Source organism: Klebsiella sp. GFKo11, assembly GCF_056490265.1.
The window spans coordinates 782,285-806,063 of record NZ_CM151369.1; the positions used below are offsets into that span (position 1 = coordinate 782,285).

The window sequence follows — 23,779 nt, forward strand, 5'->3', positions numbered from 1 at the left end:
TCCTCCGAAAATTTAGCTGGCCCGGATTTGGGGCTGGAACCGGGACGGCCAGCGGGCGCACCCGCTGGCCTCTTGTTGCTTAACGCAGGCTTACTTATTCAGGAAGTAGCCATCTTCAATCGTTACTTTGAGCACCACTTTTTTGACCGGTGAATCGCAGATAAAACGGTAAGCTTCGTCGGTATCGCAAATCACCATTTGTCCTTCATGGACCTGGACGGTTTCACCAAGGCCTTTCAGATATTCGCGGTCGGTTTCATCACGGTAGCAGGCGACGGTCTGGAGCTGCTCTTTGGCGGCAAACTCTATTTTTTGCTGACCTTGCAGATAATAGTGCACTTCAAAATAGCGGCGATTACCGACAAAAAGCGCATCGGTGGTGCTATTGCTTTCCACACGATAGGAGAGCGAATCGCCGATGGAGTGAGCGACGCCGGGCCGAATATTGTCGATGTTATTGATGGCTTCCACGCAGCGTTGCCATTTACGTCCGCTGTGATAGACCTGCTTAAACTGTTCTAAATTATCGAGAATTCTCATTTTTCAGCCTCGCTGTGTGAATCGGAGGAAAAGAAACCGGCGTCAAAGCTATGATTCGCCAGCCTCTGCGAGGAAGCGCATCCGCCTTCCAGCGGCAGCAACGTGAAGCCGTAGTTGAACGGTTTGAGCCAGACGCGCCAGCTATCCAGCACCTCGCTGCCCCAGGAGTTAGAGCCCAGTCCGAGCAGTTGGGCATCGATATTCAGGGTGATGTCATCGCTGCGGCGCAGTTCGTTGCAGTGCTGCGCGGCATGCAAATTCTCAGCCGTATAGTGCCAGGCGCTGACGTTGAGCGGGTTACGCGGCACCACCATCAGGCCGCTGCCGTGGCGGTCGGTAAAAGAGGCCCAGCGCACATGCTGGCGGTTGCCGTTATTCTGCGGGAACGGGTAGTTCACGAACATGTCGTCGACGGTGGTGCGCCAGACGTCAATGATGTTGCTTTGCTGGCTGTCGGCGTAGTTTTCGCCCGGCCCGCGACCATAATAATTGACCTGCTCAAACTGACCGTTAATGCCGAGCATAAAGCCGATGCACGGTACGATATGCGGGTAATCACCGTAGCGTTCGCCTTCAAGCTCAACGTTGATATGGCCCTGCGGAGTGACCTGCCAGCGATAGGTACAGCGCATGCCGAAATCGAAAACCGGCGGGGCGATGATGCTGCGGGTGGTGATAATCACCGTTTCACCGCGCTGCTCGGCGCTGAATTCACGCAGATGCTCCTGCATAATTTGCAGATGATTTGGCTGCCACAGCCCTTCGTATTCCTGCTTATGGTTATCAATCATCGGCTTGAAGAAGTTAATCTTCGGCTCGCGGGTCACCTGGTCGATGCCGTTCACCTGCCATTCGCTGAGCTTGCCGCTAACTTTTGAGAACACCACGCGGAAGTTGTGCCCGGTGATGCTGTAGCTCAGGCGTTCATCGGCAATGTGTAGCGGGGTGGCGCTGGCGTTGATGAGCGGTGTTTTGGCTGCGGTCTGCTCTTTAAGCTGGAACTGGTAGACGGCGATTGGGTGGTTGGCTTCGCTGTACGGCGTACGGGAATCTTTGGTCACCATGATGTTGACGAAGGTTTCGCGCTCGTCGAGCGCCGGCAGGTCGATTTTGATATCGCGACTGCTGTTTGCCGCAAGCCCCGGAACCTTAAGCTGCTGGGTTGCCAGCGTTGATCCTTCGGCACGCACTTCAACGCGCAGAGTGTAGTCATCCAGCGTGGAGAACCAGAGCTTATTATCGACGCGCAGCTCGCCCCGGGTGATGTCGGTCGCCTGGAATTTTACCGGTGCGATAACCTGTTTGTACTCTCTGAGCCCTGGCCCTGGGGTCTGATCGGAGAAAATCAGCCCGTCGAGACAGAAGTTATAGTTATTAGGATAGTCGCCGTAGTCGCCGCCGAATTTGTACCACACCGCGCCGTTGTCATCGGTGGCCTGGATACCGTGATCGCACCACTCCCACACGTAGTGGCCCTGAATGCTGTCGTGCTGATAGAACACGTTCTGATATTCGCTCAGCCCGCCGGGGCCGTTGCCCATCGCATGGGCGTATTCGCAGATAATGCGTGGTTTTTCATGCGGATGCTCACCAAATTCGTTCATCAGCGGTACGCGGGTATACATGGTGGAGATGATATCCACCACTTCGGCGTCGCGATCCTCTTCGTAATGCACCAGACGCGTATCATCCAGCGCTTTGGTGGCGTGGTACATCGCGCGGATGTTGCAGCCATAGCCGGACTCGTTGCCCAGCGACCAGATGATGATGGACGGATGGTTTTTCTGCGCGTGAACGTGGCGCACGATACGCTCGACGTAAACGTGCTCCCATGCCGGGTCGTCGGTGATGGCGCTCAGGTTGCCGACGTTGGCGAAACCGTGGGATTCGACATCGGTTTCCGCCATCACGAACAGGCCGTAAATGTCGCACATCTCATAGAAGCGCGGGTCGTTCGGGTAGTGGGCGGTACGCACCGAGTTAATATTGTGCTGCTTCATCAGCAGCAGATCTTTCTCCACGCGGTCCATTCCCACGGCGCGGCCTTTAAGATGGTCGTTATCGTGGCGGTTAACACCGTGCAGCATCACGTAGCGGTTGTTGATATAGAACAGGCCATCGCGCACTTTGATATCGCGAAAACCAACGCGTTGCGGGATGACTTCGATAATCTCCCCGGCGGCGTTTTTCAACGTCATCACCAGGTGATAGAGGTACGGGTTTTCTGCTGACCACTGCTGCGGCGCTTTCACATCGATAGCAAAATCGACGTTCAGCTGTTGGTTGACGGTCAGGCGCTGGGTTGCGCCTTCATACAGCGCTTTTTCACCGTCGAACAGCGCATATTCCAGCGCGACTTCACCCGTCTGGGCGGCGAGATTTTCCAGTACCAGCTGGCAGGAGAGGGTAGCGTCAATATAGTCGTCGTTAAAGTCGGTATGCAGGGTGAAATCCTGCACATGCAGCGGATTTTTCCCTACAAGATAGACGTCGCGGAAAATACCCGCCGACCACCACATATCCTGGTCTTCGATATAAGTGGAGTCGGCCCACTGCATCACCCGCACGCACAGCAGGTTGTCGCCGGTTGTCACCGCGTGACTGATATCGAACTCTGCCGTCAGGCGGCTGCCTTTACTAAAACCAATGTACTGACCGTTAACGTAGACTTCGAAATAGGTTTCGACGCCATCAAATTTAATAATGGTCTGCTGATCCTGCCAGCCGTCGCTGAGGGTAAAGATACGCTGATAGGCGCCGGTCGGGTTATCGGTCGGAACGTACGGTACGTCAATCGGGAAGGGAAAACCTTCATCGGTATATTGCAGCTGGCCGTGGCCTTCCATCTGCCACATTCCCGGCACGGTAATCGGCCCCCAGTCGCTAATATATTGCGAGGTGAACGCTTCCGGTACCAGTAGCGGGTTGGTGAAGAAGCGGAAGTTCCATTGTCCGCTGAGGGACAAAAAGCGGCTGCTGGCTTCACGGGCGAAGGTACGCGCCTGGGCCTGCGAATCGTAAGAGAAGAAATAGGCCCGCGGCGGCAGCCTGTTTTCATGAGTGAGTTGAAGATTTTCCCAGCGATTCATATCGCCTCCCTGAACGGACTAAATGGATATGGTTTATTTTAGTAAAACTTTTACTAAATAAAACCACCGGAGGTGATTTACTTTAACTCGATCACAAAATGAGCGTCGTCTGGCAGGGGGGAATAGAAAAATCCCCGGGTCGCGGCGTAAACGCCTTACCCGGGCTACCGTGTTGCAGACGGTGGTGAACCCGTAGCCCGGGCAAGGCGCGTGAAGCGCCGCCCCCGGGAGCCGAGCGCAGAGGATTTAGCGTCAGAAACGGGATTAACGGGTGGTGCCGCGTAGCTTAAGCACGCTGGGAACGAATACGTTTAGCGGTAGCGCACGACCGTCGCGGGCTTTTTCAACCAACAGGTTAACGCCCTGGCTACCCATCATTTCAGAGTGAATGCGCACCGTGGAGAGCGGCGGGAAGGTAAAGCGCGCGGTGGGGATATCGTTAACGCTGATAAGCGAAATATCTTGCGGAATAGACAGTCCACGCTCATGAATAGCGCGTAATACGCCGATGGCGATGGAGTCCGAGGCGACGAACAGCGCGGCGGGGAAATCCGCTTTCGCCAGCATCATTTTCGCCAGTTCATAGCCGGAGGAGCTGGAAAAGCCGCCGCGCCAGATATCATCTTCCGACACTACGCCCTTCAGGCGACCGTACTCGACGAATGCCACTTCGCGGATATCAGCCTTGCCGGGCTCATCCTGACCGCCAATAAACCCAATGCGCGACGCGCCCTGAGCGATAAAAAAGTCGATCACCTCTTTGGCAATACGCACCAGATCGATATCCACGGCATCATAGCTGCTGCCTGGCTCATGGAAATCGATAAAGCAGATATTGTCAGTTAACGCGGTGGCGGCGTCACGAATAGCGCGTGAAGGCTGGCCGACAATCAATACACCGGTCACTTTTTTTAGCTCGGGCAGAGCGTTATTGAAGTAGCAGTTAGTCAGCTCAATACCAAGCTTTTCGCATTGTGTTTCAATCCCATGGCGAATTGCCAGATAGTAAGGATCGTTAATTTCCAGATCCTGCTGATAGCTGTAGATCGCCAGGATATGGTGGTGCCCCACGGTATGAGTCTGAGTCTTACGCGAACTGGTACTTTTATATTCCAGCTTCTCCGCAATCTCCAGGATGCGGTGCTTGGTCTCTTCTTTTACGTTCAGGGTGGGGTCGTCGTTTAATACCCGTGAAACCGTCGCCAGCGAGACGCCCGCTTCGGTCGCGATATCTTTTAGTGTAGCCATTTTTTCCCTTATCTGACGTTGCCCCATCGACGCAAACCATTGTAAAGCAAGCGCGGGCTCCTGCATCTCTTTTCAGTAAATTTCCGCCGTATTATTCATCATCAGCACAGCGTTTTCTCTGATGTAAATCGTGATAGATCTAACACTCCTGTCAATATTATGCGGAAGCGTTGACGATATTTGTTATCTTTTACTAAAATTTTACTTGGGAGGTAAAAGATGGAAACGGTGGTTTATGATGATTTTGCCAAACTGGAAATGCGTACTGGCAAGATAGTGGCAGTCCAACGCCATGCGAATGCCGACAAGCTGTACATTGCCCAGATTGATGTCGGTGAGCGCACGTTGCAGACGGTGACCAGCCTGGTGCCGTACTACAGCGAAGAAGAGCTGCTGGGGAAAACTGTGGTGGTGCTGTGTAATCTGGCGAAAGCGAAAATGCGTGGGGAAACATCGGAGTGCATGCTGCTGTGCGCGGAAACTGATGATGGCAGCGAAAGCGTGTTGCTCACACCTGAGAGGCTGATGCCTGCTGGCGTGCGGGTGGTATAGCAATCTTTCTGGGATTGCCCGGCGGCGTTTCGCTTGCACGGGCCAACGACGGCCTCGAGCATTGTAGGCCGGGTAAGGCGTTAGCCGCCACCCGGCAAAAACGCCAGCACAATAGCGAAATCAGATTTGTCATCAGCCTTCCCCTCTCCCTGAACGGGAGAGGGGAAGTCGCTACGCCTCTTCCACCGAAACCCGCAGCGCTGCCAGCGCCAGACGGGCCGCTTTCAGCACCTGCTCACACTGTTCCAGCGTCAGCGTCAGCGGCGGCTCGATGCGAATCGTCCTCGCGTTATTTAGCGTTCCGGCCACCAGCACCCGCTGGCGGAACATCTCGCTGGCAAAGTCATAACCGATTTCGTTATCAACAAACTCAATTGCCATCAGCATGCCTTTACCACGTACTTCATTCACCAGATCCGGATACTCGCGGGCCAGTTGACGGAAGCCGTCCAGCAGGATGTCGCCTTTCTGCTCCGCCTGCGCGGGCAGGTTTTGCGTCAGCAGCACGTTGATGGTCGCCAGAGCCGCCGCGCAGGCCAGCGGATTACCGCCAAAGGTGGTGGTGTGCAGGAACGGATTGTCGAACAGCACCGAGAACACCTCTTCGGTGGCGATCGTTGCGCCAATTGGCATCACGCCGCCGCCCAGCGCTTTGGCAAGGCACAGAATATCTGGCTGGACGTTTTCATGCTCGCAGGCAAACATCTTGCCGGTGCGGCCCATCCCGGTCTGCACTTCATCGAGGATCAGCAGTGCGCCAAACTCGTCGCACAGCTTGCGAACCGCAGGCAGATAGCCCGGCGGCGGCAGAATGACCCCGCCTTCGCCCTGAATTGGCTCAAGGATCACCGCCGCAACGTCATCGCCGGTTTTCTTACACTCGCTAAGCAGCGTACGCATGGCGTTAATATCGCCAAACGGCACATGGCGAAACCCTGGCAACAGCGGCATAAACGGCTTACGGAAGGTGGATTTAGCAGTGGCCGAGAGCGCGCCCAGTGATTTACCGTGAAACGCGCCGCTGGTGGCGACGAAGGTAAACTTGCCCCGCGGAGACTGGTAAGCTTTCGCTAGCTTTAGCGCCGCTTCGACTGATTCGGTACCGCTATTGCTAAAGAAGCTGTATTTCAGTTTGCCGGGCGTTAAGGCCGCCAGCGTTTTTGCCAGCATGGCCCGCAGCGGGTCCAGCAGTTCCTGGCTATGAAGAGGTTGTTTAGCGAGCTGATTCTCGACGGCGGAAACGACAACTGGATTACGGTGCCCTACATTAAAAATCCCAAACCCACCCAGGCAGTCAATAAACTCCTGTCCCTGAGTGTCGACAAGCGTATTCAACCCTCCCGCTTGCCACTCTACGGCCCCGTAATCCCCGCCAGCAGTGACTGATTTTCGATACGCTAAAAACCCTGGATTCACATGCTCTTTAAAGTATTCCCTGACCTCCTGATTAAGTGATTTCATCTCCTCATGATCGAGCGTTCGCTTTTCAATGAGATTCAGTGCGTGTGCGCTGCAGGCCAGAGCCGATGCGCTGGAAGGTAACCTGTTCAAAATGAGCTCCTGGACGGGGCGTATCACATGATACTGAATTAAGTATTGCAGGGATTACGCCACTTCGGCTCGGGCCAGGAAAATCGGGATAAACGCAACGTGAAATCGTGATTGTGCAAAATTTAATCTCACGGCGATATTATTGGCATGTTTTACTCCTGAAGGCGCAAAACGATGCAGGAAAGGGCTTCCGCCGCATGCTTTGCGGCGGTGCAGGCTGCCCTGCGGTGGGGCAGAAGGTTAGTCGAGCTGGGAAATCTCCATTGCCGCGCGGTCAATCACGCCGATAATTTGCTTCAATTGCGCTTCAGTAATTTCCTGCTGATTGACTCTTAAATCCAGTACCGCTTTGAAGTTTTCCAGCGCGCGCTTCATCTGCGGGTTTTTACGCAGTTCACAGCCCACCATGCGGGCCTGTAGCCTGGCCTGGATATGCTCCAGATGTTCCTGGTTTTCAGCATGCAGCTGGCTGCCCTCGGCGGTAATAGCGATTTTTTTGCGCCCGTTCTCGTCTGCAACGCTGATCAAACCCTGGTCCTGGAGGAGGTCGAGCGTCGGGTAGATAACGCCGGGACTCGGGCTGTAGTTACCCTGGGTCAGGGTTTCAATCTCTTTGATTAGCTCGTAACCGTGGCTGGCGTTGCGGGTGAGGATATCCAGAATAACCAGACGCAGCTCGCCGTGACCAAAGAAGCGCTGACGGCGCCCGCCGCCTCCGCCTCTGCGGCCATGTTCGGCATGTTCGCTATGTTCACCGTGGCGTCCACGTGGCCCACGTCCTTCTTCGTGATGATGTCTCATGTTTTGTTCCTGTGTTGTTTTGATATATCTAATTTATATCTAAAAAATATTTTATGGCAACCATAGAATTGATTTATTTTTTATAATATTGATATTTAAGGGTTTGTTTTGATTTTTTGACTTTTGTGGCGTTTTGTTATGCTTATATCAAAAAATGCTTGCATTCTTTTTTAATGGCAATCATTATCATTTGCAAGATTTTTAGATATATCTATTTACTGTTCACGAAGGCGACTGAAAATGACAACGACAAATCAACCTAAATATCCGCAACGCGTGCGTAACGAGCTGCGTTTTCGTGAGTTAACCGTGCTGCGCATCGAGCGTATCGGTCGCGCTTTCCAGCGCATCGTGCTGGGTGGAGAGGCGCTGAATGGCTTTGTTTCCCAGGGGTTTGACGACCATACCAAGCTCTTTTTCCCCGAAGCGGGATCTGCGTTCACCCCGCCAGAGGTGACGGATGAAGGCATTAACTGGGGTGAGGGCGTGCGCCCGGCGACCCGCGACTATACGCCGTTGTACGATGCTGAACGTCATGAGCTGGCGTACGACTTCTTTATTCACGATGGCGGTATCGCCAGCAGCTGGGCGCTGGCGGCGAAAGTCGGCGATAAGCTGGTGATCGGCGGTCCGCGTGGTTCGCTGGTGGTGCCGGAGGATTACGCCTGGCAATTGTACGTCACCGATGAGTCCGGAATGCCCGCGCTGCGCCGCCGTCTGTTAGGGTTACAGCTGCTCCCGACGCGCCCGCAGGTGACGGCGATTGTGACCATTGGCGATGAGTCTTACAAAGATTATCTGGCGGATCTCAACGGCTTTAATATTGAGTGGGTGGTGGGGCATAACTCATCTGCCGTGGCTGAGCGCCTGGCGCAGGTGGTGGTTCCGGCGGAAGACTATTTTATCTGGGTGACCGGGGAAGGGGCGGTGGTGAAATCGCTGCTGGCGCGCTTTGAAGGTGAAGAGATTGACCCGCAGCTGGTGCGTTCTCAGGCCTATTGGCACAGTAAGTAAGCGCGGAGAAAACCCGGGTTGCGGCTGACGCCTTACCCGGGCTACGAAAGAGAATTGCGCGGTGGTTTTCCCGGAGGCGATGCTGCGCATCTGTCCGGGCTACCGTCTCGCAGACGCCGGTGAACCTGTAGCCCGGGCAGGCGCTTTGCGCCGCCCCCGGGAGAAGAATGCAGAGAGGCAGAATTTCCCGGAGGCGATGCTGCGCATCTGTCCGGGCTACCGGCCCGCAGTCGGCTGTGAACCTGTAGCCCTGCTAAGCGCAGCGCGAGCAGGGGAGATGTCCGGGAAATTAACGCTGCGCCAGCGCTTTAAATACCATTGCCACTGCGTGGGCGCCGGGGTCCATATTGCCGCGCAGGCTATCGCTGTTCAGATACGACGCGCGCCCGGCGTTGGCTTTGCTGGCGTGAAGGGTACGATCTGCGCCCGCCTGCGCCGCCGTGAAAGCAGCTTGCAGATTTACCGGTTCCACCAGCAGCGCTGCCAATGCCGGTTGCAGGGCGTCGATCATGGTACGGTCGCCTTCATCCGCGCCGCCGTAAAATTTCATCTGCGCCAGACCGGCGTTCAGCGCTTCGGCGACGTTCGCTCCCTGCTCCAGCTTCTGCCCGGCGGCGGTGAAGAAAATCGACATCAGCACGCCGCTGGAGCCACCCATCACGACGGTCAGGCGCTCGCCAATTAAGGCAAATAGCGTGGCGAGGTTATCCAGTGGCAGCTGCTGGCGCTGTAATAAATCGGCGATGTCGCGCGCCCCGGCAGCGAAAGTGGAGCCGGTATCGCCGTCGCCGACTTTGGCATCTAGCGCGTTGAGGTCTGCTTCCAGATCGGACAGCGTGCTGGTCACCTGCTCAACATAGCCCGCCACCACGCTATTCTGTGAAGGCTCAAACTCTACGCGAGTGCTGCGCAGCGATGACGGCATCACGTTGATTTCACGCGGCTGCACCGGCGTCTGCCAGCCTGCGGTTTCTACCGCAGAAAGCAGCGCTTTCTCGATGCTTTCCTCTAGCACGATGGCGGTGAGGGAGAAGCCTTTCATATCCAGCGCGGTCACCAGCGAGGCCGGGCCAATCAGCCAGTCGATACGCTGGCGCAGCGGAGTATTCGCCAGCTCACGGGTCAGAATCGCCATTTCGGCAATCGACACGCCGCCGAGGTTGTTGATCATCACCGCCAGGCGGCCGGTTTCCGGCAGGGCGGCGGTGAGTTTCTCAACCATCAGGCCTACGATTTCCGCGCTGTTCTGGGTAGCGATAACCGAAGCGCCCGGTTCGCCGTGGATCCCCATCCCCAGTTCGGCCTGGTCGGGATGATGGCGCGGTGTCGATTCCGCATCCTGCGGCAGATGGCAGCTGGAGAGCGCCAGGCCAAGGCTGACGGTATGGTTGGCGGCATACTGCGCCTCACGCAGCACGGTTGCCAGATTATGACCGCGTTCGGCAAAGTAGCCCGCCACTTTATGCACCAGGATCGTCCCGGCGATGCCGCGCGGATGTTTGTTATCCGGCAGCGAAATATCATCACCGACGATCAGCATTTCAACGTTATAGCCCAGGCGACGCGCTTTCTCCGCCGCAAGGCCGAAGTTCAGGCGATCGCCGGTATAGTTCTTCACGATCAGCAGGCAGCCCGCTTCGCCGGTCACCGCCTGAATGGCGGTCAGTACCGCATCGACGCTCGGCGAAGCAAATAGATCGCCGCAGACGGCGGCGGTCAGCATCCCTTTACCGACAAACCCCGCGTGCGCCGGTTCGTGACCGGAACCGCCGCCGGAGATCACCGCCACGTTATTTTTGTCGAGATCGCGGCGCACCACCACGCGAATGGCGGGATCGCTCTCCAGCCGGGCCAGATTGTTCCACGGGCTGGCGATAATGGTCCCTTCAATCACTTCGTTGACGAGGTTGGCGCGCTGATTAAAAAAGAATTGAGACATAACGGATCCTGGATATTGAGCAAAAAGCCGGAGGACTGGCCCCCGGCAGCGAAAAGGTGGGTGGCAAGCTACCCGCGAATAATGCGTTTGCCGGGAATATCGAGCGTGACGGTATCGCCGTTTTGCAACGTGTTCAGCGCTTCACCCTGCTGGCAAAGCATGGCGATGCCGGCCTGACGGGCGATAATCGCGCCATGAGAAAGTTCGCTGCCCGCCTGGAGGCAGATGCCCTTGACCTGCCGGGCGTCGAGTTGCAGCACGGTAGAGGGGAAGATATCGTCGGCAACGAGAATTGTTGGCCCGCTAAATTGTGGCAACGGCTCACTGCGGTCTTGAAGGTGGCGCAGCGTTCGATGCAAAATATCTTCAATATCAATATAGCGCGCTTGCAGGTAGGCATCGTCGAGATAGCGATACTGCTGGCTTAAATCGACCAGCACCTGATACCACGACCACTCAGCGCAACACTGTTCATCGCGCACGATATCGCAGGCGGCTTCGAATAAATCAGGGTCGTCGAGCAGGGTATGATGCCCGGAGAAGATTGCCGCGATATCGGCGCAATACTTCTCTTCCGCCTGCGTGGTCAACGCGCTAAGGTCTTCCAGCGTCTGGTCGATGGCTCGTTTCAGGCGTAGTTGCTGCTGGCCAGTATCGCCGCAATTTTCCCGCTCTACCGCAGCATGCGGCTGCGGATACCGCGCTACGCGGCCCTGTACGCTAGCGGCGGTAGTGGGTTGAACCGCAGGCGATGCGCCCGTTTGCTCGCCGAAGTTGTCTGCCGCCAGAGCCTGAAATGCCGCCAGCGCGGCGTCGGCGTCCGGGCCTCGGGCCAGTAGCCGTAAGGTATCGTTGCAGCGAACCTGGAGCAGGGCGATTTGGTTGAGGCTATCCGGGGTCGCGCATTTCCCCTCTTTTTCCAGCACCAGCTCGGCATTGAACCCGGTTAGCGCGGCGACCAGCTTTGATGCCGGGCGAACGTGCAGGCCGTTGTGGTTTTTAATGACCACCGAAACGGAGCGCGCATCGGTCAGCGCGGCGACGGTGGAAGAGGATTGCGGTTGCGATGGTAATCCCAGCTGTACGCGCTTTGCCTCCAGCGCATTCATGGCGTCTTCGATCACCTTATCGATATTGGCTCCGGCAGCGGCGCTGACCGTCGCCGCCAGGGTGCCTTCGACCAGCGGTGCGGCACACAGCCGAACCTTCGCGGCAATCGCCGGATCGAGCAGATCCAGTGCGGTTTCGGCGCTGAGCAGGGCGCTGCCGATATCCATCATCACCAGCACATGATCGGTGTCGGCAACGGATTCAATCGCTTCCATGACCTTAATTGGATCGGTGCCGATCGGGCTTGTAGGATCGTCAATCCCGGCGGCGATCGCCAGCTTACAGCCGTCGTTCATTAACATCTGCCGGGCCAGTTCTCCGACACCTTCGCCCAACTGGGCGCTATGAGAAACAATAACCAGGTTTACCATCGCGTTTTCCTTACTCTTTTGCTGCCGCTGCCAGCATCTGAACCATAAACATCACCGAGGTTGCCCCCGGATCCTGATGTCCAATGCTGCGCTCGCCGAGGTAGCTGGCGCGGCCTTTGCGGGCCTGCATGGTGATCGTGGCGTGGACGGCGGCTTGTGCCTGTTCGCAGGCGGCATCCAGCGCGCTTTGTATCGACAGGTGCTGCTCGCTCGACTGGCGCAATGATTCCGCTACCGGCAGCCAGACGTCGCACATGGTTTTATCCCCCGGCTCCGCTTTGCCGCGATTGACCACGCCGTCCGCACCTTCGCGGATCGTTTGATAAAGCTCATCCAGGGTCAGGCTTTGATGGGCCTGGGTCACCTGGGCGGCGCGAATAAAGAAGGTGCCGAATAGCGGGCCGCTGGCTCCGCCGACGTTGGAGAGCAGCGTCATGCCGGTGTTCTTCAGAATGAAGCCAATGTCTTTATCGGCAATGGACGGCAGCTTTTCTACCACCTTGCTAAAACCACGATGCATATTCAGGCCGTGGTCGGCGTCGCCAATTTCTCTGTCCAGACCGGTTAAAAAATCACTCTCTTTGGTGAAGATTTCGCCGCAGCGATAGAGCCAGTCTACGATTTGCGTTCTGCTTAATGACATGTCGTGCTCCTTATTTTCCCCAGTTTAGCGCCGGGGTGTGAACCGGGGCGTCCCATAATGCCAGCGTCTCATCATCGGCTTTGAGCAGGGTGATGGAAAAGCCCACCATATCCAGAGAGGTACAGTAGCTGCCGATAAGATTGCGTTCGATAACGATGCCGGTTTCCTCGCAGCGCTGCGCCAGGCGGCTGTAGACGCCGTACAGTTCTGATAGCGGCGTCGCGCCGAGGTTGTTGACCAGGGCGATGACGCGATCGCCTTTTTGCAGTGCTTTTTTCGCCTGCGGTACATCCTGCCATGCGCCTTTGACGTTATCCCACTGGCGCAGCGTGCGGCTGTAGGTGCCGTTCTCCAGTAGGGTTTCGAACATTTCATCGACGGTGCGATCGAGGGAAGTGAAGCGGCGGCGATCGATGCCCGGTTCGCCGTGAATACCCACGCCGAACTCCATTTCGTCATCCTGTAATTCGAATGAGGGCTGCCCGGCGGCCGGGACGGTACAGGCGCCGAGCGCGATACCGATAGAGTGACCGAGGTTGTTGAGACTACGTCCCAGTTCGGCGCAGTCTTGCAAAGAGTCGCCGCGTTCAGCCGCCGCGCCAACCAGCTTCTCAATCAGCACGGTATTGGCAACCCCGCGACGCCCGGCGGTGTACAGGCTGTCTTTTACCGCCACGTCGTCATCGATCACGACGGTGGTAACCTTCACACCGCTTTCATGCAGTAGTTCGGTGGCGGTTTCGAAGTTAAGAATGTCGCCAGTATAGTTTTTGATAATCAGCAGTACGCCTTCGCCGCCGTCGATGTTCATGGCGCATTCGAACATTTTATCCGGCGTAGGGGAGGTAAAAATCTCACCCGGGCAGGCACCGGAGAGCATCCCCTTGCCGATATAGCCGCAATGCATCGGCTCATGACCGCTGCCGCCGCCGGAGAGCAGCGCCACTTTTCCCGCGACCGGGGCATCGGCACGGGTCACGTAGACCGGGTCCTGGTGAAGCGTGAGTTCAGGGTGCGCTTTCGCCAGGCCAGCTAATTGTTCACTCAGTACATCTTCGACACGGTTAATCAGTTTTTTCATTGCTTATTCTCCGTCGGAGGTTGCCGATGCGGCCTCTCTGCTGACGGAGGCGGTCATCGTGTAGGGGTACCGCCTGACGATATGCGATATCCGGCGATGTATTGATTCTGGCTGAGTTAGCGGAAAAAAAAATCGTCATAAAACGGGTTTCATTACGGAACGCGATTGTTATTTTATGTTCCTTAATGAAACATTTTTAATCAGGGAAATGGAAAAATGCGACGCAAAGCTATTTTTCTACCTCGCTTTACATACCCGGAAGGCGCTGGCAAAGAAATAGTTTTTGCTGCTAATGCTGCCTGCACTGGTGGAAAACACGACCAGTCATTCGGTTTCAGACCTGTTTTTATGCCAAACGAGCGGATCGGGATCGCAATCCCAGCGTTTGATGTGAATTTACGTTCCAATATGAAACGATAATTTTTGTTATCCGTTTCATATCGGGACAAAAATGCGAAACATTTTTTTGCCCGCCGCTCGCCCTACAGTGATGACATCGCTCAGGTAGCGCTTTCGCTCCCGCTCTTAATAAGAGGCTGGAAGAAGAAATGCCGGGGCTCATCATGTAAAACATGCACTTATTTGAGGGTGAACGGAATGCTAAAAGTTATTCAATCTCCAGCCAAATATCTCCAGGGTCCAGATGCCTCCACTCTGTTTGGTCAGTACGCTAAAAACCTGGCGGACAGCTTTTTCGTGATTGCCGATGACTTCGTGATGAAGCTGGCGGGAGATAAAGTGTTGAATGGCCTGAACAGCCACAATATCAGCTGCCATGCTGAGCGCTTTAACGGTGAGTGCAGCCATGTTGAAATCAATCGCCTGATTGCCATTCTGAAACAGCACGGCTGTCGCGGCGTAGTGGGTATTGGCGGCGGGAAAACGCTCGATACGGCAAAAGCGATTGGTTATTACCAGAAGCTGCCGGTGGTGGTGATCCCTACGATTGCTTCTACCGATGCGCCAACCAGCGCGCTGTCGGTTATCTACACCGAAGCCGGTGAGTTTGAAGAGTACCTGATTTACCCGAAAAACCCGGATATGGTGGTGATGGATACGGCAATTATCGCTAAAGCGCCGGTACGTCTGCTGGTGGCCGGGATGGGTGATGCGCTTTCAACCTGGTTTGAAGCGAAGGCCTGCTATGACTCCAGAGCCACCAGTATGGCGGGCGGTCAGTCTACGGCGGCGGCCTTGAGTCTGGCGCGCCTGTGCTATGATACGCTGCTGGCGGAAGGGGAAAAAGCTCGTCTCGCCGCTCAGGCCGGGGTCGTCACCGATGCGCTGGAGCGCATTGTTGAAGCGAATACCTACCTCAGCGGTATCGGCTTTGAAAGCAGCGGTCTGGCCGCGGCGCACGCCATCCACAACGGTTTCACTATCCTCGAAGAGTGCCATCATTTGTACCACGGCGAAAAAGTTGCTTTTGGCACCCTGGCGCAGCTGGTGCTGCAAAACAGCCCAATGGAAGAGATCGAAACCGTGCTGAACTTCTGCCAGAAAGTTGGCCTGCCGGTGACTTTGGCGCAGATGGGCGTGAAAGAGGGTATCGACGAGAAAATTCAGGCGGTAGCGAAAGCGACCTGCGCTGAAGGCGAAACCATCCACAATATGCCGTTCCCGGTCAGCGCCCAGAGCGTGCATGCGGCGATTCTGACCGCTGACCTGCTTGGGCAGCAGTGGCTGGCGCGTTAATTTAGCGTCGGCCTGCCCGGCCTGGCTAAAATATCCCTTCGGCGGTTTCCGTCGAAGGGTTTGTCGTTTTTAACACAGCGGAAATGGATATGACGGCGCAGACTCAACGCTTTCCTTCGGTGATAACTCAGTCATGGCATCGTTGCAGCAAGTTTATGCAGCGGGAAACCTGGCAGGCGCCGCATCAGGCGCAGGGACTGACCTTTGAATCGATTTGCCGGCGCAAGACCGCGCTGCTGACGATTGGTCAGGCGGCGCTGGAAGATGCCTGGGAGTTTATGGATAGCCGTCCCTGCGCGTTATTTATTCTCGATGAGTCCGCCTGTATTCTCAGCCGCTGCGGCGATCCGCAGACTATCGCCCAACTGGCGGAACTGGGGTTTCTCGACGGCAGCTACTGTGCAGAAAGCATTATCGGCAGCTGCGCGCTCTCGCTGGCCTCAATGCTCGGACAGCCGGTGAAAACCTCTGGCGATCAGCATTTTAAGCAGGTTCTGCATGGTTGGTCGTTCAGCTCCACGCCGGTGTTTGATAACCACGGACGCCTGTTTGGCTCCATTTCGCTGTGTTGCCAGATTGAAGAGCAGGCCACGTCGGATTTGTCCCTGACCCTCGCCATCGCGCGGGAAGTCGGTAACTCTCTGCTCACCGATAGCCTGCTGGCCGAGTCGAACCGCCATCTTAACCAGATGTATGGTCTGCTGGAGAGCATGGATGATGGGGTGATGGCCTGGAACGAGCAGGGCGTTTTGCAGTTTCTTAACGTGCAGGCCGCAACGCTGTTGCACCTCGATGCGCAGGCCAGCCAGGGGAAAAATATCAATGACTTGGTGACGCTTCCGGCTCTGCTGCGTCGGGCAATTAAGCACGCGCGCGGGCTGAATCACGTTGAAGTTACCTTTGAGAGTCAGCATCAGTTTATTGATGCGGTAATCACCCTCAAACCGATTGTTGAAGAGCAGGGCAACAGCTTTATTTTGCTGCTGCATCCGGTTGAGCAGATGCGCCAGCTGATGACCAGCCAGCTTGGCAAAGTGAGCCATACCTTTGAACAGATGTCGGCGGACGATCCGGAAACACGACGGCTGATTCACTTTGGCCGCCAGGCGGCGCGCGGCGCTTTTCCGGTACTGCTGTGTGGTGAAGAAGGTGTGGGTAAAGAACTGCTCAGCCAGGCGATTCATAATGAGAGCGAGCGGGGCGGTGGACCGTATATCGCGGTCAACTGCCAGCTGTATGCCGACAGCGTATTGGGTCAGGATTTTATGGGGAGCGCGCCGACGGACGATGAAAACGGGCGTCTTAGCCGTCTTGAGCTGGCCAACGGCGGGACACTGTTTCTGGAAAAAATCGAGTATCTGGCACCGGAGCTGCAATCCGCGCTGTTGCAGGTTATCAAGCAGGGTGTGTTAACCCGCCTGGATGCCCGTCGGCTGATCCCGGTGGACGTTAAAGTCATTGCCACCACCACCGTTGACCTTGCCAATCTGGTAGAGCAAAACCGCTTTAGCCGCCAGCTTTACTACGCGCTGCATTCGTTTGAGATTGTCATTCCGCCGCTGCGGGCAAGGCGCAACAGTATTCCATCGTTAGTGCATAATCGCCTGAAGAGCCTGGAAAAACGGTTTTCATCGCGTCTGAAGGTGGATGACGATGCTCTGGCGCAGTTGGTAGCCTACTCCTGGCCGGGCAATGATTTTGAACTGAACAGCATTATCGAGAACATTGCTATCAGCAGCGAAAACGGCCATATCCGCCTGAGCAATCTGCCGGAGTATCTGTTTGCCGAGCGCCACGGCACCGATGTCAGTTCGTCGCTACTACCCGCTAGCCTGACCTTTAGCGCTATCGAGAAAGAGGCGATTATCCATGCCGCTCGCGTAACCAGCGGACGGGTGCAGGAGATGTCGCAGCTACTGAATATTGGCCGCACCACGCTATGGCGCAAGATGAAACAGTACGATATTGATGCCAGCCAGTTTAAGCGCAGGCGCGTTGAGTAGTTTGTCGCGTATCAATCGCGCATAAAATCACCACGCAAGCGTTTGACTGAGGTCTGAATCAAATAAAGGCAACGTTCCCTTTGATATCCCGGCTGACTTGGGGTCATATTAGAAAGGTGTCTTTTACGCGGTTAATTTTAAGGATAAGAGCATGCCAACAGTCATTGATAAAGCATTAGATTTCATTGGTGGTATGAACACATCGGCATCAGTGCCGCATTCAATGGATGAAAGTACGGCGAAGGGAATTTTAAAGTATTTGAATGAGTTGGGGACTCCGGCGAGCGCAGCTGACGTGATGGCGCGCGGCGAGAAGGAGGGGTGGAATCCCGAGTTTACGAATAAAGTGGCCGGATGGGCGGAAAAAATCGCATCTGGTAACCGTATCGTTATCAAAAATCCTGAGTACTTCTCTTCTTATATGCGCGAGCAGCTCCAGGAACTAGTGTGAGCTAGCCGGTCAAAAAATTCTAACCCGACGCTTTCACCCTTGAGGTGAAGGCGTTAATCAGCGTTGCCATTTTTTCCATTCGCGATCCAATCTCTCCTGAATACTGGCGCATACCGGGCGACGACATCCTGGATGTTACCCATAAAAAAAGGACTCGCGATTTCTCGCAAGTCCTTGATATTTGGTGGCCCCTGCTGGACTTGAACCAGCGACCAAGCGATTATGAGTCGCCTGCTCTAACCACTGAGCTAAGGGGCCGTGGCGAGGGATTATAAAGTAACTGATGCCCGCAATCCAGCCTAAAACGCACGGCTGCTGTTTTTATAAACAATGCATTTTCAATCCTTTATAATTAGCTTTTAGTTATTGAGCTGGGGAAAACATGATTAACGATATTTTGGCGCCGGACCTACGGGTGGTCTTTTGCGGTATCAATCCCGGGAAGTCTTCTGCCCATACCGGTTTCCACTTTGCTCATCCAGGCAATCGCTTCTGGAAGGTGATTCACCAGGCCGGGTTTACTGACCGCCTTCTGAAGCCTGAGGAGGAGCTACAGCTGCTGGATACCCGCTGCGGGATCACCATGTTAGTTGAGCGCCCGACGGTGCAGGCCAGTGAGGTTGAACTGCTGGAGCTGCGCAGCGGTGGGCGAGAGCTGGTCAGAAAGATGGAAGAGTATCAGCCGCGCGCGCTGGCGATTCTCGGCAAACAGGCCTTTGAGAAAGCGTTTCAGGCCCGCGGCGCACGCTGGGGCAAGCAGCAGGTGACTATCGGCGCGACGGAGGTATGGGTGTTGCCAAATCCCAGCGGCCTCAACCGCGCGACGCTGGATAAACTGGTCGAAGCTTACCGGGAGCTTGATGATGCGCTGGCGACGCGAGGGCTTTAATGTACTTCCGGTAGTGATTCCAGATGAGTTTCGGATTCGCGTTTATCGGGGGCGATGTGAGGAAGGGGTCAATTATCAGAATATGCAGAGATAACTACGATGCATATCAGTAGGCCGGGCAAAATTTTCTGTATCATTTACTCGCTCCTTTTTTCTATCATCAGTAGTAAAGATTCAAAAGCAAAGTTCAGAAAAGCCACCCGGTCTTTCTCAAGGTGATGAACAAGATACTCTTCTTTACTGGATGATTTCTCCACCAGTCCGGTAAGACAAAGCCAGAACAGCATGATCACATCCGTGATGGGGGCGTTTAACGTAAGTTCTTTTCGTTCAACTGCTCTGGATATTTGTGCGGCGATAATCTGATTTATCTCTTCCCCGATCAGATAAATATCCATCAGAACTTTTCTATCGTCGGTTTCTTTTACGGAACAGCCAATTTTTCCTGTCATGCCCTGGAAATAGATAATACCGTCATCATGGATATCAATTAGCGCCTGACAAAACTCATGATAAAATTCTCGGAATGGATTTTGTCGGCTAGCTATGAGTTTTATTTGTTGGTGAAAACACACCATGCCATCGAGAATAAGATGATCCAGAATGTCTTGCTTACTCTCGAAATAGGTATAAAGCGTTGTCTTACTAAACCCTGCGCCCTCTGCAATTTCGTCCATCCTTGTGCTTTCTACTCCACGGCTCAGAAAGAGCGTGTTCGCCGCCGCTAAAATAGCCATGCGATTAAAATCAGCCAGCTGAATCTTACGATGATCTCTCATTACTTTTCCCTGTAATATTTTTCTGTACTGAGCATTAAATGCTATATATGTACTGATAGTACAAAAGAAAAACTTTGAGTCCAGTTGTTTGCTTTTACTGGAAGAGTAATAGGAATATGACTCATATATATATTGAAATATTTATTTATTGTATTTTTATATTTTTCGGGGGAATGATTTTGATTAAGTAATAAAAAAGCCAGTCATTTGACTGGCTTTTTGACGAACGTGGCGATAATTAATCGTCGAGGAAGCTACGCAGTACTTCAGAGCGGCTTGGATGACGCAGTTTACGCAGCGCCTTCGCTTCGATCTGACGGATACGTTCGCGGGTAACATCAAACTGTTTGCCCACTTCTTCCAGCGTGTGGTCGGTATTCATATCAATACCAAAACGCATACGCAGGACTTTCGCTTCACGGGCGGTGAGGCCTGCCAGAACATCGTGAGTGGCGGCACGCAGGCTCTCAGTGGTAGCAGAATCCAGCGGCAGCTCGAGGGTGTTATCCTCGATGAAATCGCCCAGATGCGAATCTTCATCGTCGCCAATCGGCGTTTCCATGGAGATAGGCTCTTTGGCAATTTTGAGCACTTTACGAATTTTATCTTCCGGCATCAGCATGCGCTCGGCCAGCTCTTCTGGCGTCGGCTCGCGACCCATCTCTTGCAGCATCTGGCGTGAAATACGGTTGAGTTTGTTGATAGTCTCAATCATATGCACCGGAATACGGATGGTGCGCGCCTGATCCGCGATAGAACGGGTAATTGCCTGACGGATCCACCAGGTTGCGTAGGTGGAGAACTTGTAACCGCGACGGTATTCAAACTTATCTACCGCTTTCATCAGGCCGATGTTGCCTTCCTGAATCAAGTCGAGGAACTGCAGACCACGGTTGGTGTATTTCTTGGCGATAGAGATAACCAGACGCAAGTTCGCTTCAACCATCTCTTTCTTCGCACGGCGGGCTTTCGCTTCACCGATAGACATACGACGGTTGATGTCTTTGACCTGCTCAATGGTCAGGCCAGTTTCTTGTTCGATCTGCTGCAGTTTCATCAGGCTACGCTGAACGTCGTCTTTAACGTCAAGCAGCTTCTCTGACCACGGTTTGTTCATGGCGATGGCCGCGTTGAACCAGGTTTCGCTGGTTTCGTTGCCAGTGAACAGAGTGATGAAGTTTTTCTTCGGCATTTTGCACTGTTCAACGCACAGTTTCATGATGATGCGTTCTTGTGTACGAACGCGGTCCATCATGCTACGCATGCTGCCGACCAGGTAATCAAATTGCTTCGGTACCAGACGGAACTGCTTGAAGACTTCTGACAGTTTGAGAATTTCTTCCTGCGCTGCGGCGTGGCTACGACCTTTCGCTTTGATGGTATCGCGGGTCAGTTCGTACTGTGTACGTAGCTCACCGAATTTCGCGCGTGCCAACTCGGGGTCGATGCTGTTGTCGTCATCGCTGCTGTCGTCGTCTTCTTCCTCATCTTCGTCTTCGTCGTCATCCCTTTCTTCTTGAGAGAGTTCAGAACCGACGTGCGTCGCCGTTGGCGCCATCTCTTCTTCGGCGTTCGGATCGACGAATCCGGTGATGAGATCGGACAGACGCGCTTCTTCTGCTTCAACGCGATCGTACTGTTCCAGCAGATAGGTAATTGCTTCCGGGTATTCAGCAACGGAGCACTGAACCTGGTTAATCCCATCTTCGATACGTTTGGCGATGTCGATTTCGCCTTCACGCGTCAGCAGTTCGACGGTACCCATCTCGCGCATGTACATGCGCACCGGGTCAGTTGTACGGCCGATTTCAGATTCCACGCTGGAGAGAACCTGTGCAGCAGCCTCTTCCGCATCTTCGTCGGTATTGTTGCTATTTTCAGCAAGCAGCAGATCATCGGCATCCGGTGCTTCTTCCATCACCTGAATGCCCATATCGTTGATCATTTGGATGATGTCTTCGATCTGGTCGGAGTCGACGATATCTTCCGGCAGATGGTCATTGACCTCGGCATAGGTCAGATAGCCTTGCTCCTTACCACGTTGGACAAGAAGCTTCAGCTGTGACTGCGGGTTTTGCTCCATAAGACGGTATCCACACTTAATTCGTTTGATTGGTGTAAGCAGACGAGCTGCCAACATTTAAAGCGAGGGCGTACTTATATTATTGCCGCTGCGCCTCGAGCGGCTGTCGGGGTCTTCCCGAACGGTATTCGGCAGTTAAGCCGTTAAATTCATTTTTTTGCCAGTTCCTGACTGATAGTCCAGAGTTCCCGGCGTTCCTCACTGCTTAAACCGTGCGTGCGATCGCGAGCTATCAGCTCTTCCTGTCGAAGCTCAAGCAGTGAATCAAACATATGGTTGAGCGAGTCGGTGAAGGTTTTTTCAGCGATATCTTTATCTGCTATATCGTCCCACATCGACAGTTTTTCAAGGGTCACGGCTTCATTTTTGCCGCGATACTGCTCTAAAAGTTGCCCGGTGGTCAGTCCTGGCTGAGATAAACACGTTTTGACCAGTTCGTTAAATAAACCAAGTCCGGGCATTTTACTTGGGTCCAGCCCTTCTAAAGGCGGTACTCGCGGGGCCAGATCCGGGTTTTGCACCAGCAATCCTATAAGTATACGCATGGTCGTGCGTTTTAGCTGCGGAGCAGGGCGTTGCGGGCCATTTTCGGACTGTTTTGGCATTAAACGTTCAAGCTGCGCATCATCTAAAATCCCCAGCTTGTTACCTAACTCCTGGCGCAGATAAATGCGCAGCGTTTCACCCGGCACCTGGGTTATCAGCGGCAGCGCTAAAGTGCTTAGCTGTGCGCGCCCGTCCGGAGTGCTCAAGTCTACCTGCGGCAGCAGGCTGTTGAACAAAAACGTGGAGAGCGGCTGAGCCTGCTCCATCCGCGCTTCAAATGCGGCTTTTCCCTCTTTACGCACTAGCGTATCCGGGTCTTCGCCATCCGGCAGAAACATGAAACGCAGCTGGCGTCCGTCGGTCATATACGGCAGCGCCGTTTCCAGCGCTCGCCAGGCGGCATCGCGGCCTGCCCGGTCGCCGTCGTAACAGCAAACGACCTGATTGGTAACCCTGAACAACAGCTGAATATGGTCAGCGGTCGTCGACGTACCTAACGACGCGACAGCGTAGTTAATATCGAACTGCGCCAGCGCAACCACGTCCATATAACCTTCGACCACCAGCAGACGCGGCGGTTCAGCGTTATCCTGCTGCGCTTCATAAAGGCCGTACAGCTGGCGGCCTTTATGGAAAATATCGGTTTCCGGGGAGTTCAGGTACTTCGGCAAGGCATCGCCTAGCACGCGACCACCAAAACCAATCACCCGGCCTCGCTTATCGCGGATGGGGAACATCACCCGTTCGCGGAAGCGGTCGTAGCTGCGTCCCTTATCGTTGGTGACCAGCATGCCTGCATCAATGAGCGACTGGCGATTTTCTTGATTGCCGCCAAAACGTTTTAAAACGTTGTCCCAACCGGGAGGGGCATAACCAATCGCAAAGCGCGTAATCACCTCGCTGCTTAAACCACGTTGTGCCAGATACTGGCGCGCGGGGTCAGCGGCGGGTTGCATCAGAGACTGTTGATAAAACGTGTTCAGACCATCCATCAACTGATAAAGATTCTGCCGCTGATGGCGCTCAATTTGGCTGGGTCCATTACCTGCTTCATACGGCACTTCGAGATTGTGCATGGCGGCAAGCTCTTCGACCGTTTCCACGAACTCGAGCTTGTCGTAGTTCATCAGGAAGTCGACAGCGTTGCCGTGCGCACCGCAGCCAAAGCAGTGATAAAACTGTTTTTCACCGTTGACGGTGAAAGAGGGGGTTTTTTCGTTATGGAACGGACAGCACGCGTGATAATTCTTGCCCTGCTTTTTCAGCTTTACCCGTGCATCGATCAGATCGACGATATCGGTACGCGCCAGCAGGTCATTAATAAAAACGCGAGGAATTCGTCCAGCCATAAGCCCCTGTTTTTTTGATGACTATAAACGAAAATAAGCCGCGCA

Annotated in this window: 19 protein-coding genes and 1 tRNA gene; 7 read left to right on the forward strand and 13 right to left on the reverse strand. The window is 54.5% G+C overall.

Annotated elements, in window-relative coordinates; genetic code table 11:
• Positions 1 to 90 precede the first annotated feature (90 nt).
• From AC07P6_RS03775 to ebgR, 3 genes are all read right to left on the reverse strand, one after another.
• Positions 91 to 540: a beta-galactosidase subunit beta gene (locus tag AC07P6_RS03775; RefSeq protein ID WP_182235005.1), complete on the reverse strand. Its 450-nt coding sequence runs from the start codon at positions 538 to 540 to the stop codon at positions 91 to 93.
• Positions 537 to 3,629, reverse strand: coding sequence for a beta-galactosidase subunit alpha (ebgA, locus tag AC07P6_RS03780; protein WP_478315674.1), 3,093 nt, complete (start codon positions 3,627 to 3,629; stop codon positions 537 to 539). The genes AC07P6_RS03775 and ebgA overlap by 4 nt, the downstream gene beginning before the upstream one ends.
• Before the next feature lie 264 nt (positions 3,630 to 3,893).
• Entirely contained in the window at positions 3,894 to 4,877 is a 984-nt protein-coding gene (gene ebgR, locus AC07P6_RS03785; RefSeq protein ID WP_112213655.1) for a transcriptional regulator EbgR, read from the reverse strand.
• 219 nt (positions 4,878 to 5,096) lie between these two features.
• Here ebgR and AC07P6_RS03790 point away from each other — a divergent pair, with 219 nt between their 5' ends.
• Entirely contained in the window at positions 5,097 to 5,429 is a 333-nt protein-coding gene (locus AC07P6_RS03790; RefSeq protein WP_110272970.1) for a tRNA-binding protein, read from the forward strand.
• Between the two features lie 171 nt (positions 5,430 to 5,600).
• On the opposite strand, the gene ygjG is transcribed toward AC07P6_RS03790, so the two are convergent.
• Both ygjG and AC07P6_RS03800 read right to left on the reverse strand, forming a co-directional pair.
• On the reverse strand, positions 5,601 to 6,980 hold the full coding sequence (gene ygjG, locus AC07P6_RS03795) for a putrescine aminotransferase (protein WP_182235003.1): 1,380 nt from the start codon (positions 6,978 to 6,980) through the stop codon (positions 5,601 to 5,603).
• A 240-nt stretch (positions 6,981 to 7,220) separates the two neighbouring features.
• Positions 7,221 to 7,781 carry a PadR family transcriptional regulator gene (locus AC07P6_RS03800; RefSeq protein WP_304253697.1) on the reverse strand — a complete coding sequence of 187 codons (561 nt, stop codon included), beginning with the start codon at positions 7,779 to 7,781 and terminating at the stop codon, positions 7,221 to 7,223.
• 240 nt (positions 7,782 to 8,021) lie between these two features.
• Here AC07P6_RS03800 and AC07P6_RS03805 point away from each other — a divergent pair, with 240 nt between their 5' ends.
• Entirely contained in the window at positions 8,022 to 8,795 is a 774-nt protein-coding gene (locus AC07P6_RS03805) for a siderophore-interacting protein (RefSeq protein ID WP_110272979.1), read from the forward strand.
• A 289-nt stretch (positions 8,796 to 9,084) separates the two neighbouring features.
• Here the strand turns inward: AC07P6_RS03805 and AC07P6_RS03810 are convergent, their stop codons facing one another.
• The 4 genes from AC07P6_RS03810 to dhaK form a co-directional block, all read right to left on the reverse strand.
• Positions 9,085 to 10,734 carry a glycerone kinase gene (locus AC07P6_RS03810; protein WP_478315675.1) on the reverse strand — a complete coding sequence of 550 codons (1,650 nt, stop codon included), beginning with the start codon at positions 10,732 to 10,734 and terminating at the stop codon, positions 9,085 to 9,087.
• A 68-nt stretch (positions 10,735 to 10,802) separates the two neighbouring features.
• Positions 10,803 to 12,215, reverse strand: a complete 1,413-nt coding sequence (gene dhaM / locus AC07P6_RS03815; protein ID WP_478315676.1) for a dihydroxyacetone kinase phosphoryl donor subunit DhaM — start codon at positions 12,213 to 12,215, stop codon at positions 10,803 to 10,805.
• Positions 12,216 to 12,225: 10 nt separating this feature from the next.
• Positions 12,226 to 12,858: a dihydroxyacetone kinase subunit DhaL gene (gene dhaL, locus AC07P6_RS03820; RefSeq protein WP_110272982.1), complete on the reverse strand. Its 633-nt coding sequence runs from the start codon at positions 12,856 to 12,858 to the stop codon at positions 12,226 to 12,228.
• A gap of 10 nt (positions 12,859 to 12,868) precedes the next feature.
• On the reverse strand, positions 12,869 to 13,939 hold the full coding sequence (dhaK, locus tag AC07P6_RS03825) for a dihydroxyacetone kinase subunit DhaK (protein ID WP_304253693.1): 1,071 nt from the start codon (positions 13,937 to 13,939) through the stop codon (positions 12,869 to 12,871).
• A 216-nt stretch (positions 13,940 to 14,155) separates the two neighbouring features.
• On the opposite strand from dhaK, the gene AC07P6_RS03830 reads away from it, so the two are divergent.
• The 4 genes from AC07P6_RS03830 to AC07P6_RS03845 all read left to right on the forward strand — a co-directional run bounded on the left by AC07P6_RS03830 (position 14,156) and on the right by AC07P6_RS03845 (position 18,088).
• Positions 14,156 to 14,359 (forward strand): hypothetical protein, encoded by a 204-nt coding sequence (locus tag AC07P6_RS03830; protein WP_434661407.1) that lies wholly within the window; start codon positions 14,156 to 14,158, stop codon positions 14,357 to 14,359.
• Positions 14,360 to 14,536: 177 nt separating this feature from the next.
• Positions 14,537 to 15,634, forward strand: coding sequence for a glycerol dehydrogenase (locus tag AC07P6_RS03835; protein ID WP_181484802.1), 1,098 nt, complete (start codon positions 14,537 to 14,539; stop codon positions 15,632 to 15,634).
• A gap of 89 nt (positions 15,635 to 15,723) precedes the next feature.
• Positions 15,724 to 17,637, forward strand: a complete 1,914-nt coding sequence (gene dhaR, locus AC07P6_RS03840) for a dihydroxyacetone kinase operon transcriptional regulator DhaR (protein ID WP_304253688.1) — start codon at positions 15,724 to 15,726, stop codon at positions 17,635 to 17,637.
• Between the two features lie 151 nt (positions 17,638 to 17,788).
• On the forward strand, positions 17,789 to 18,088 hold the full coding sequence (locus AC07P6_RS03845) for a DUF1889 family protein (RefSeq protein ID WP_304253686.1): 300 nt from the start codon (positions 17,789 to 17,791) through the stop codon (positions 18,086 to 18,088).
• Positions 18,089 to 18,270: 182 nt separating this feature from the next.
• Here AC07P6_RS03845 and AC07P6_RS03850 read toward each other — a convergent pair.
• Positions 18,271 to 18,346, reverse strand: a tRNA-Ile gene (locus AC07P6_RS03850).
• Positions 18,347 to 18,470: 124 nt separating this feature from the next.
• Between AC07P6_RS03850 and mug the strand changes: the two genes are divergently transcribed.
• Entirely contained in the window at positions 18,471 to 18,977 is a 507-nt protein-coding gene (gene mug, locus AC07P6_RS03855; RefSeq protein ID WP_110272997.1) for a G/U mismatch-specific DNA glycosylase, read from the forward strand.
• Positions 18,978 to 19,114: 137 nt separating this feature from the next.
• Here mug and AC07P6_RS03860 read toward each other — a convergent pair whose 3' ends face one another.
• From AC07P6_RS03860 to dnaG, 3 genes are all read right to left on the reverse strand, one after another.
• Positions 19,115 to 19,756 carry a TetR/AcrR family transcriptional regulator gene (locus tag AC07P6_RS03860; RefSeq protein ID WP_478315677.1) on the reverse strand — a complete coding sequence of 214 codons (642 nt, stop codon included), beginning with the start codon at positions 19,754 to 19,756 and terminating at the stop codon, positions 19,115 to 19,117.
• A gap of 238 nt (positions 19,757 to 19,994) precedes the next feature.
• Positions 19,995 to 21,839, reverse strand: coding sequence for an RNA polymerase sigma factor RpoD (gene rpoD / locus AC07P6_RS03865; RefSeq protein WP_110273000.1), 1,845 nt, complete (start codon positions 21,837 to 21,839; stop codon positions 19,995 to 19,997).
• A gap of 149 nt (positions 21,840 to 21,988) precedes the next feature.
• Positions 21,989 to 23,734: a DNA primase gene (dnaG, locus tag AC07P6_RS03870; protein WP_112213682.1), complete on the reverse strand. Its 1,746-nt coding sequence runs from the start codon at positions 23,732 to 23,734 to the stop codon at positions 21,989 to 21,991.
• Positions 23,735 to 23,779 lie beyond the last annotated feature (45 nt).

Excerpts from the sequence above, each read along its gene's own strand:
- AC07P6_RS03835 (WP_181484802.1), top strand. The coding sequence starts at position 14,537 with ATGCTAAAAGTTATTCAATCTCCAGCCAAATATCTCCAGGGTCCAGAT.
- dnaG (WP_112213682.1), bottom strand. The coding sequence starts at position 23,734 with ATGGCTGGACGAATTCCTCGCGTTTTTATTAATGACCTGCTGGCGCGT.
- AC07P6_RS03800 (WP_304253697.1), bottom strand. The coding sequence starts at position 7,781 with ATGAGACATCATCACGAAGAAGGACGTGGGCCACGTGGACGCCACGGT.
- mug (WP_110272997.1), top strand. The coding sequence starts at position 18,471 with ATGATTAACGATATTTTGGCGCCGGACCTACGGGTGGTCTTTTGCGGT.
- rpoD (WP_110273000.1), bottom strand. The coding sequence starts at position 21,839 with ATGGAGCAAAACCCGCAGTCACAGCTGAAGCTTCTTGTCCAACGTGGT.
- AC07P6_RS03845 (WP_304253686.1), top strand. The coding sequence starts at position 17,789 with ATGCCAACAGTCATTGATAAAGCATTAGATTTCATTGGTGGTATGAAC.
- ebgR (WP_112213655.1), bottom strand. The coding sequence starts at position 4,877 with ATGGCTACACTAAAAGATATCGCGACCGAAGCGGGCGTCTCGCTGGCG.
- dhaM (WP_478315676.1), bottom strand. The coding sequence starts at position 12,215 with ATGGTAAACCTGGTTATTGTTTCTCATAGCGCCCAGTTGGGCGAAGGT.
- dhaK (WP_304253693.1), bottom strand. The coding sequence starts at position 13,939 with ATGAAAAAACTGATTAACCGTGTCGAAGATGTACTGAGTGAACAATTA.
- AC07P6_RS03860 (WP_478315677.1), bottom strand. The coding sequence starts at position 19,756 with ATGAGAGATCATCGTAAGATTCAGCTGGCTGATTTTAATCGCATGGCT.
- AC07P6_RS03775 (WP_182235005.1), bottom strand. The coding sequence starts at position 540 with ATGAGAATTCTCGATAATTTAGAACAGTTTAAGCAGGTCTATCACAGC.
- dhaR (WP_304253688.1), top strand. The coding sequence starts at position 15,724 with ATGACGGCGCAGACTCAACGCTTTCCTTCGGTGATAACTCAGTCATGG.
- dhaL (WP_110272982.1), bottom strand. The coding sequence starts at position 12,858 with ATGTCATTAAGCAGAACGCAAATCGTAGACTGGCTCTATCGCTGCGGC.
- AC07P6_RS03810 (WP_478315675.1), bottom strand. The coding sequence starts at position 10,734 with ATGTCTCAATTCTTTTTTAATCAGCGCGCCAACCTCGTCAACGAAGTG.
- AC07P6_RS03805 (WP_110272979.1), top strand. The coding sequence starts at position 8,022 with ATGACAACGACAAATCAACCTAAATATCCGCAACGCGTGCGTAACGAG.
- AC07P6_RS03830 (WP_434661407.1), top strand. The coding sequence starts at position 14,156 with ATGCGACGCAAAGCTATTTTTCTACCTCGCTTTACATACCCGGAAGGC.
- ebgA (WP_478315674.1), bottom strand. The coding sequence starts at position 3,629 with ATGAATCGCTGGGAAAATCTTCAACTCACTCATGAAAACAGGCTGCCG.
- AC07P6_RS03790 (WP_110272970.1), top strand. The coding sequence starts at position 5,097 with ATGGAAACGGTGGTTTATGATGATTTTGCCAAACTGGAAATGCGTACT.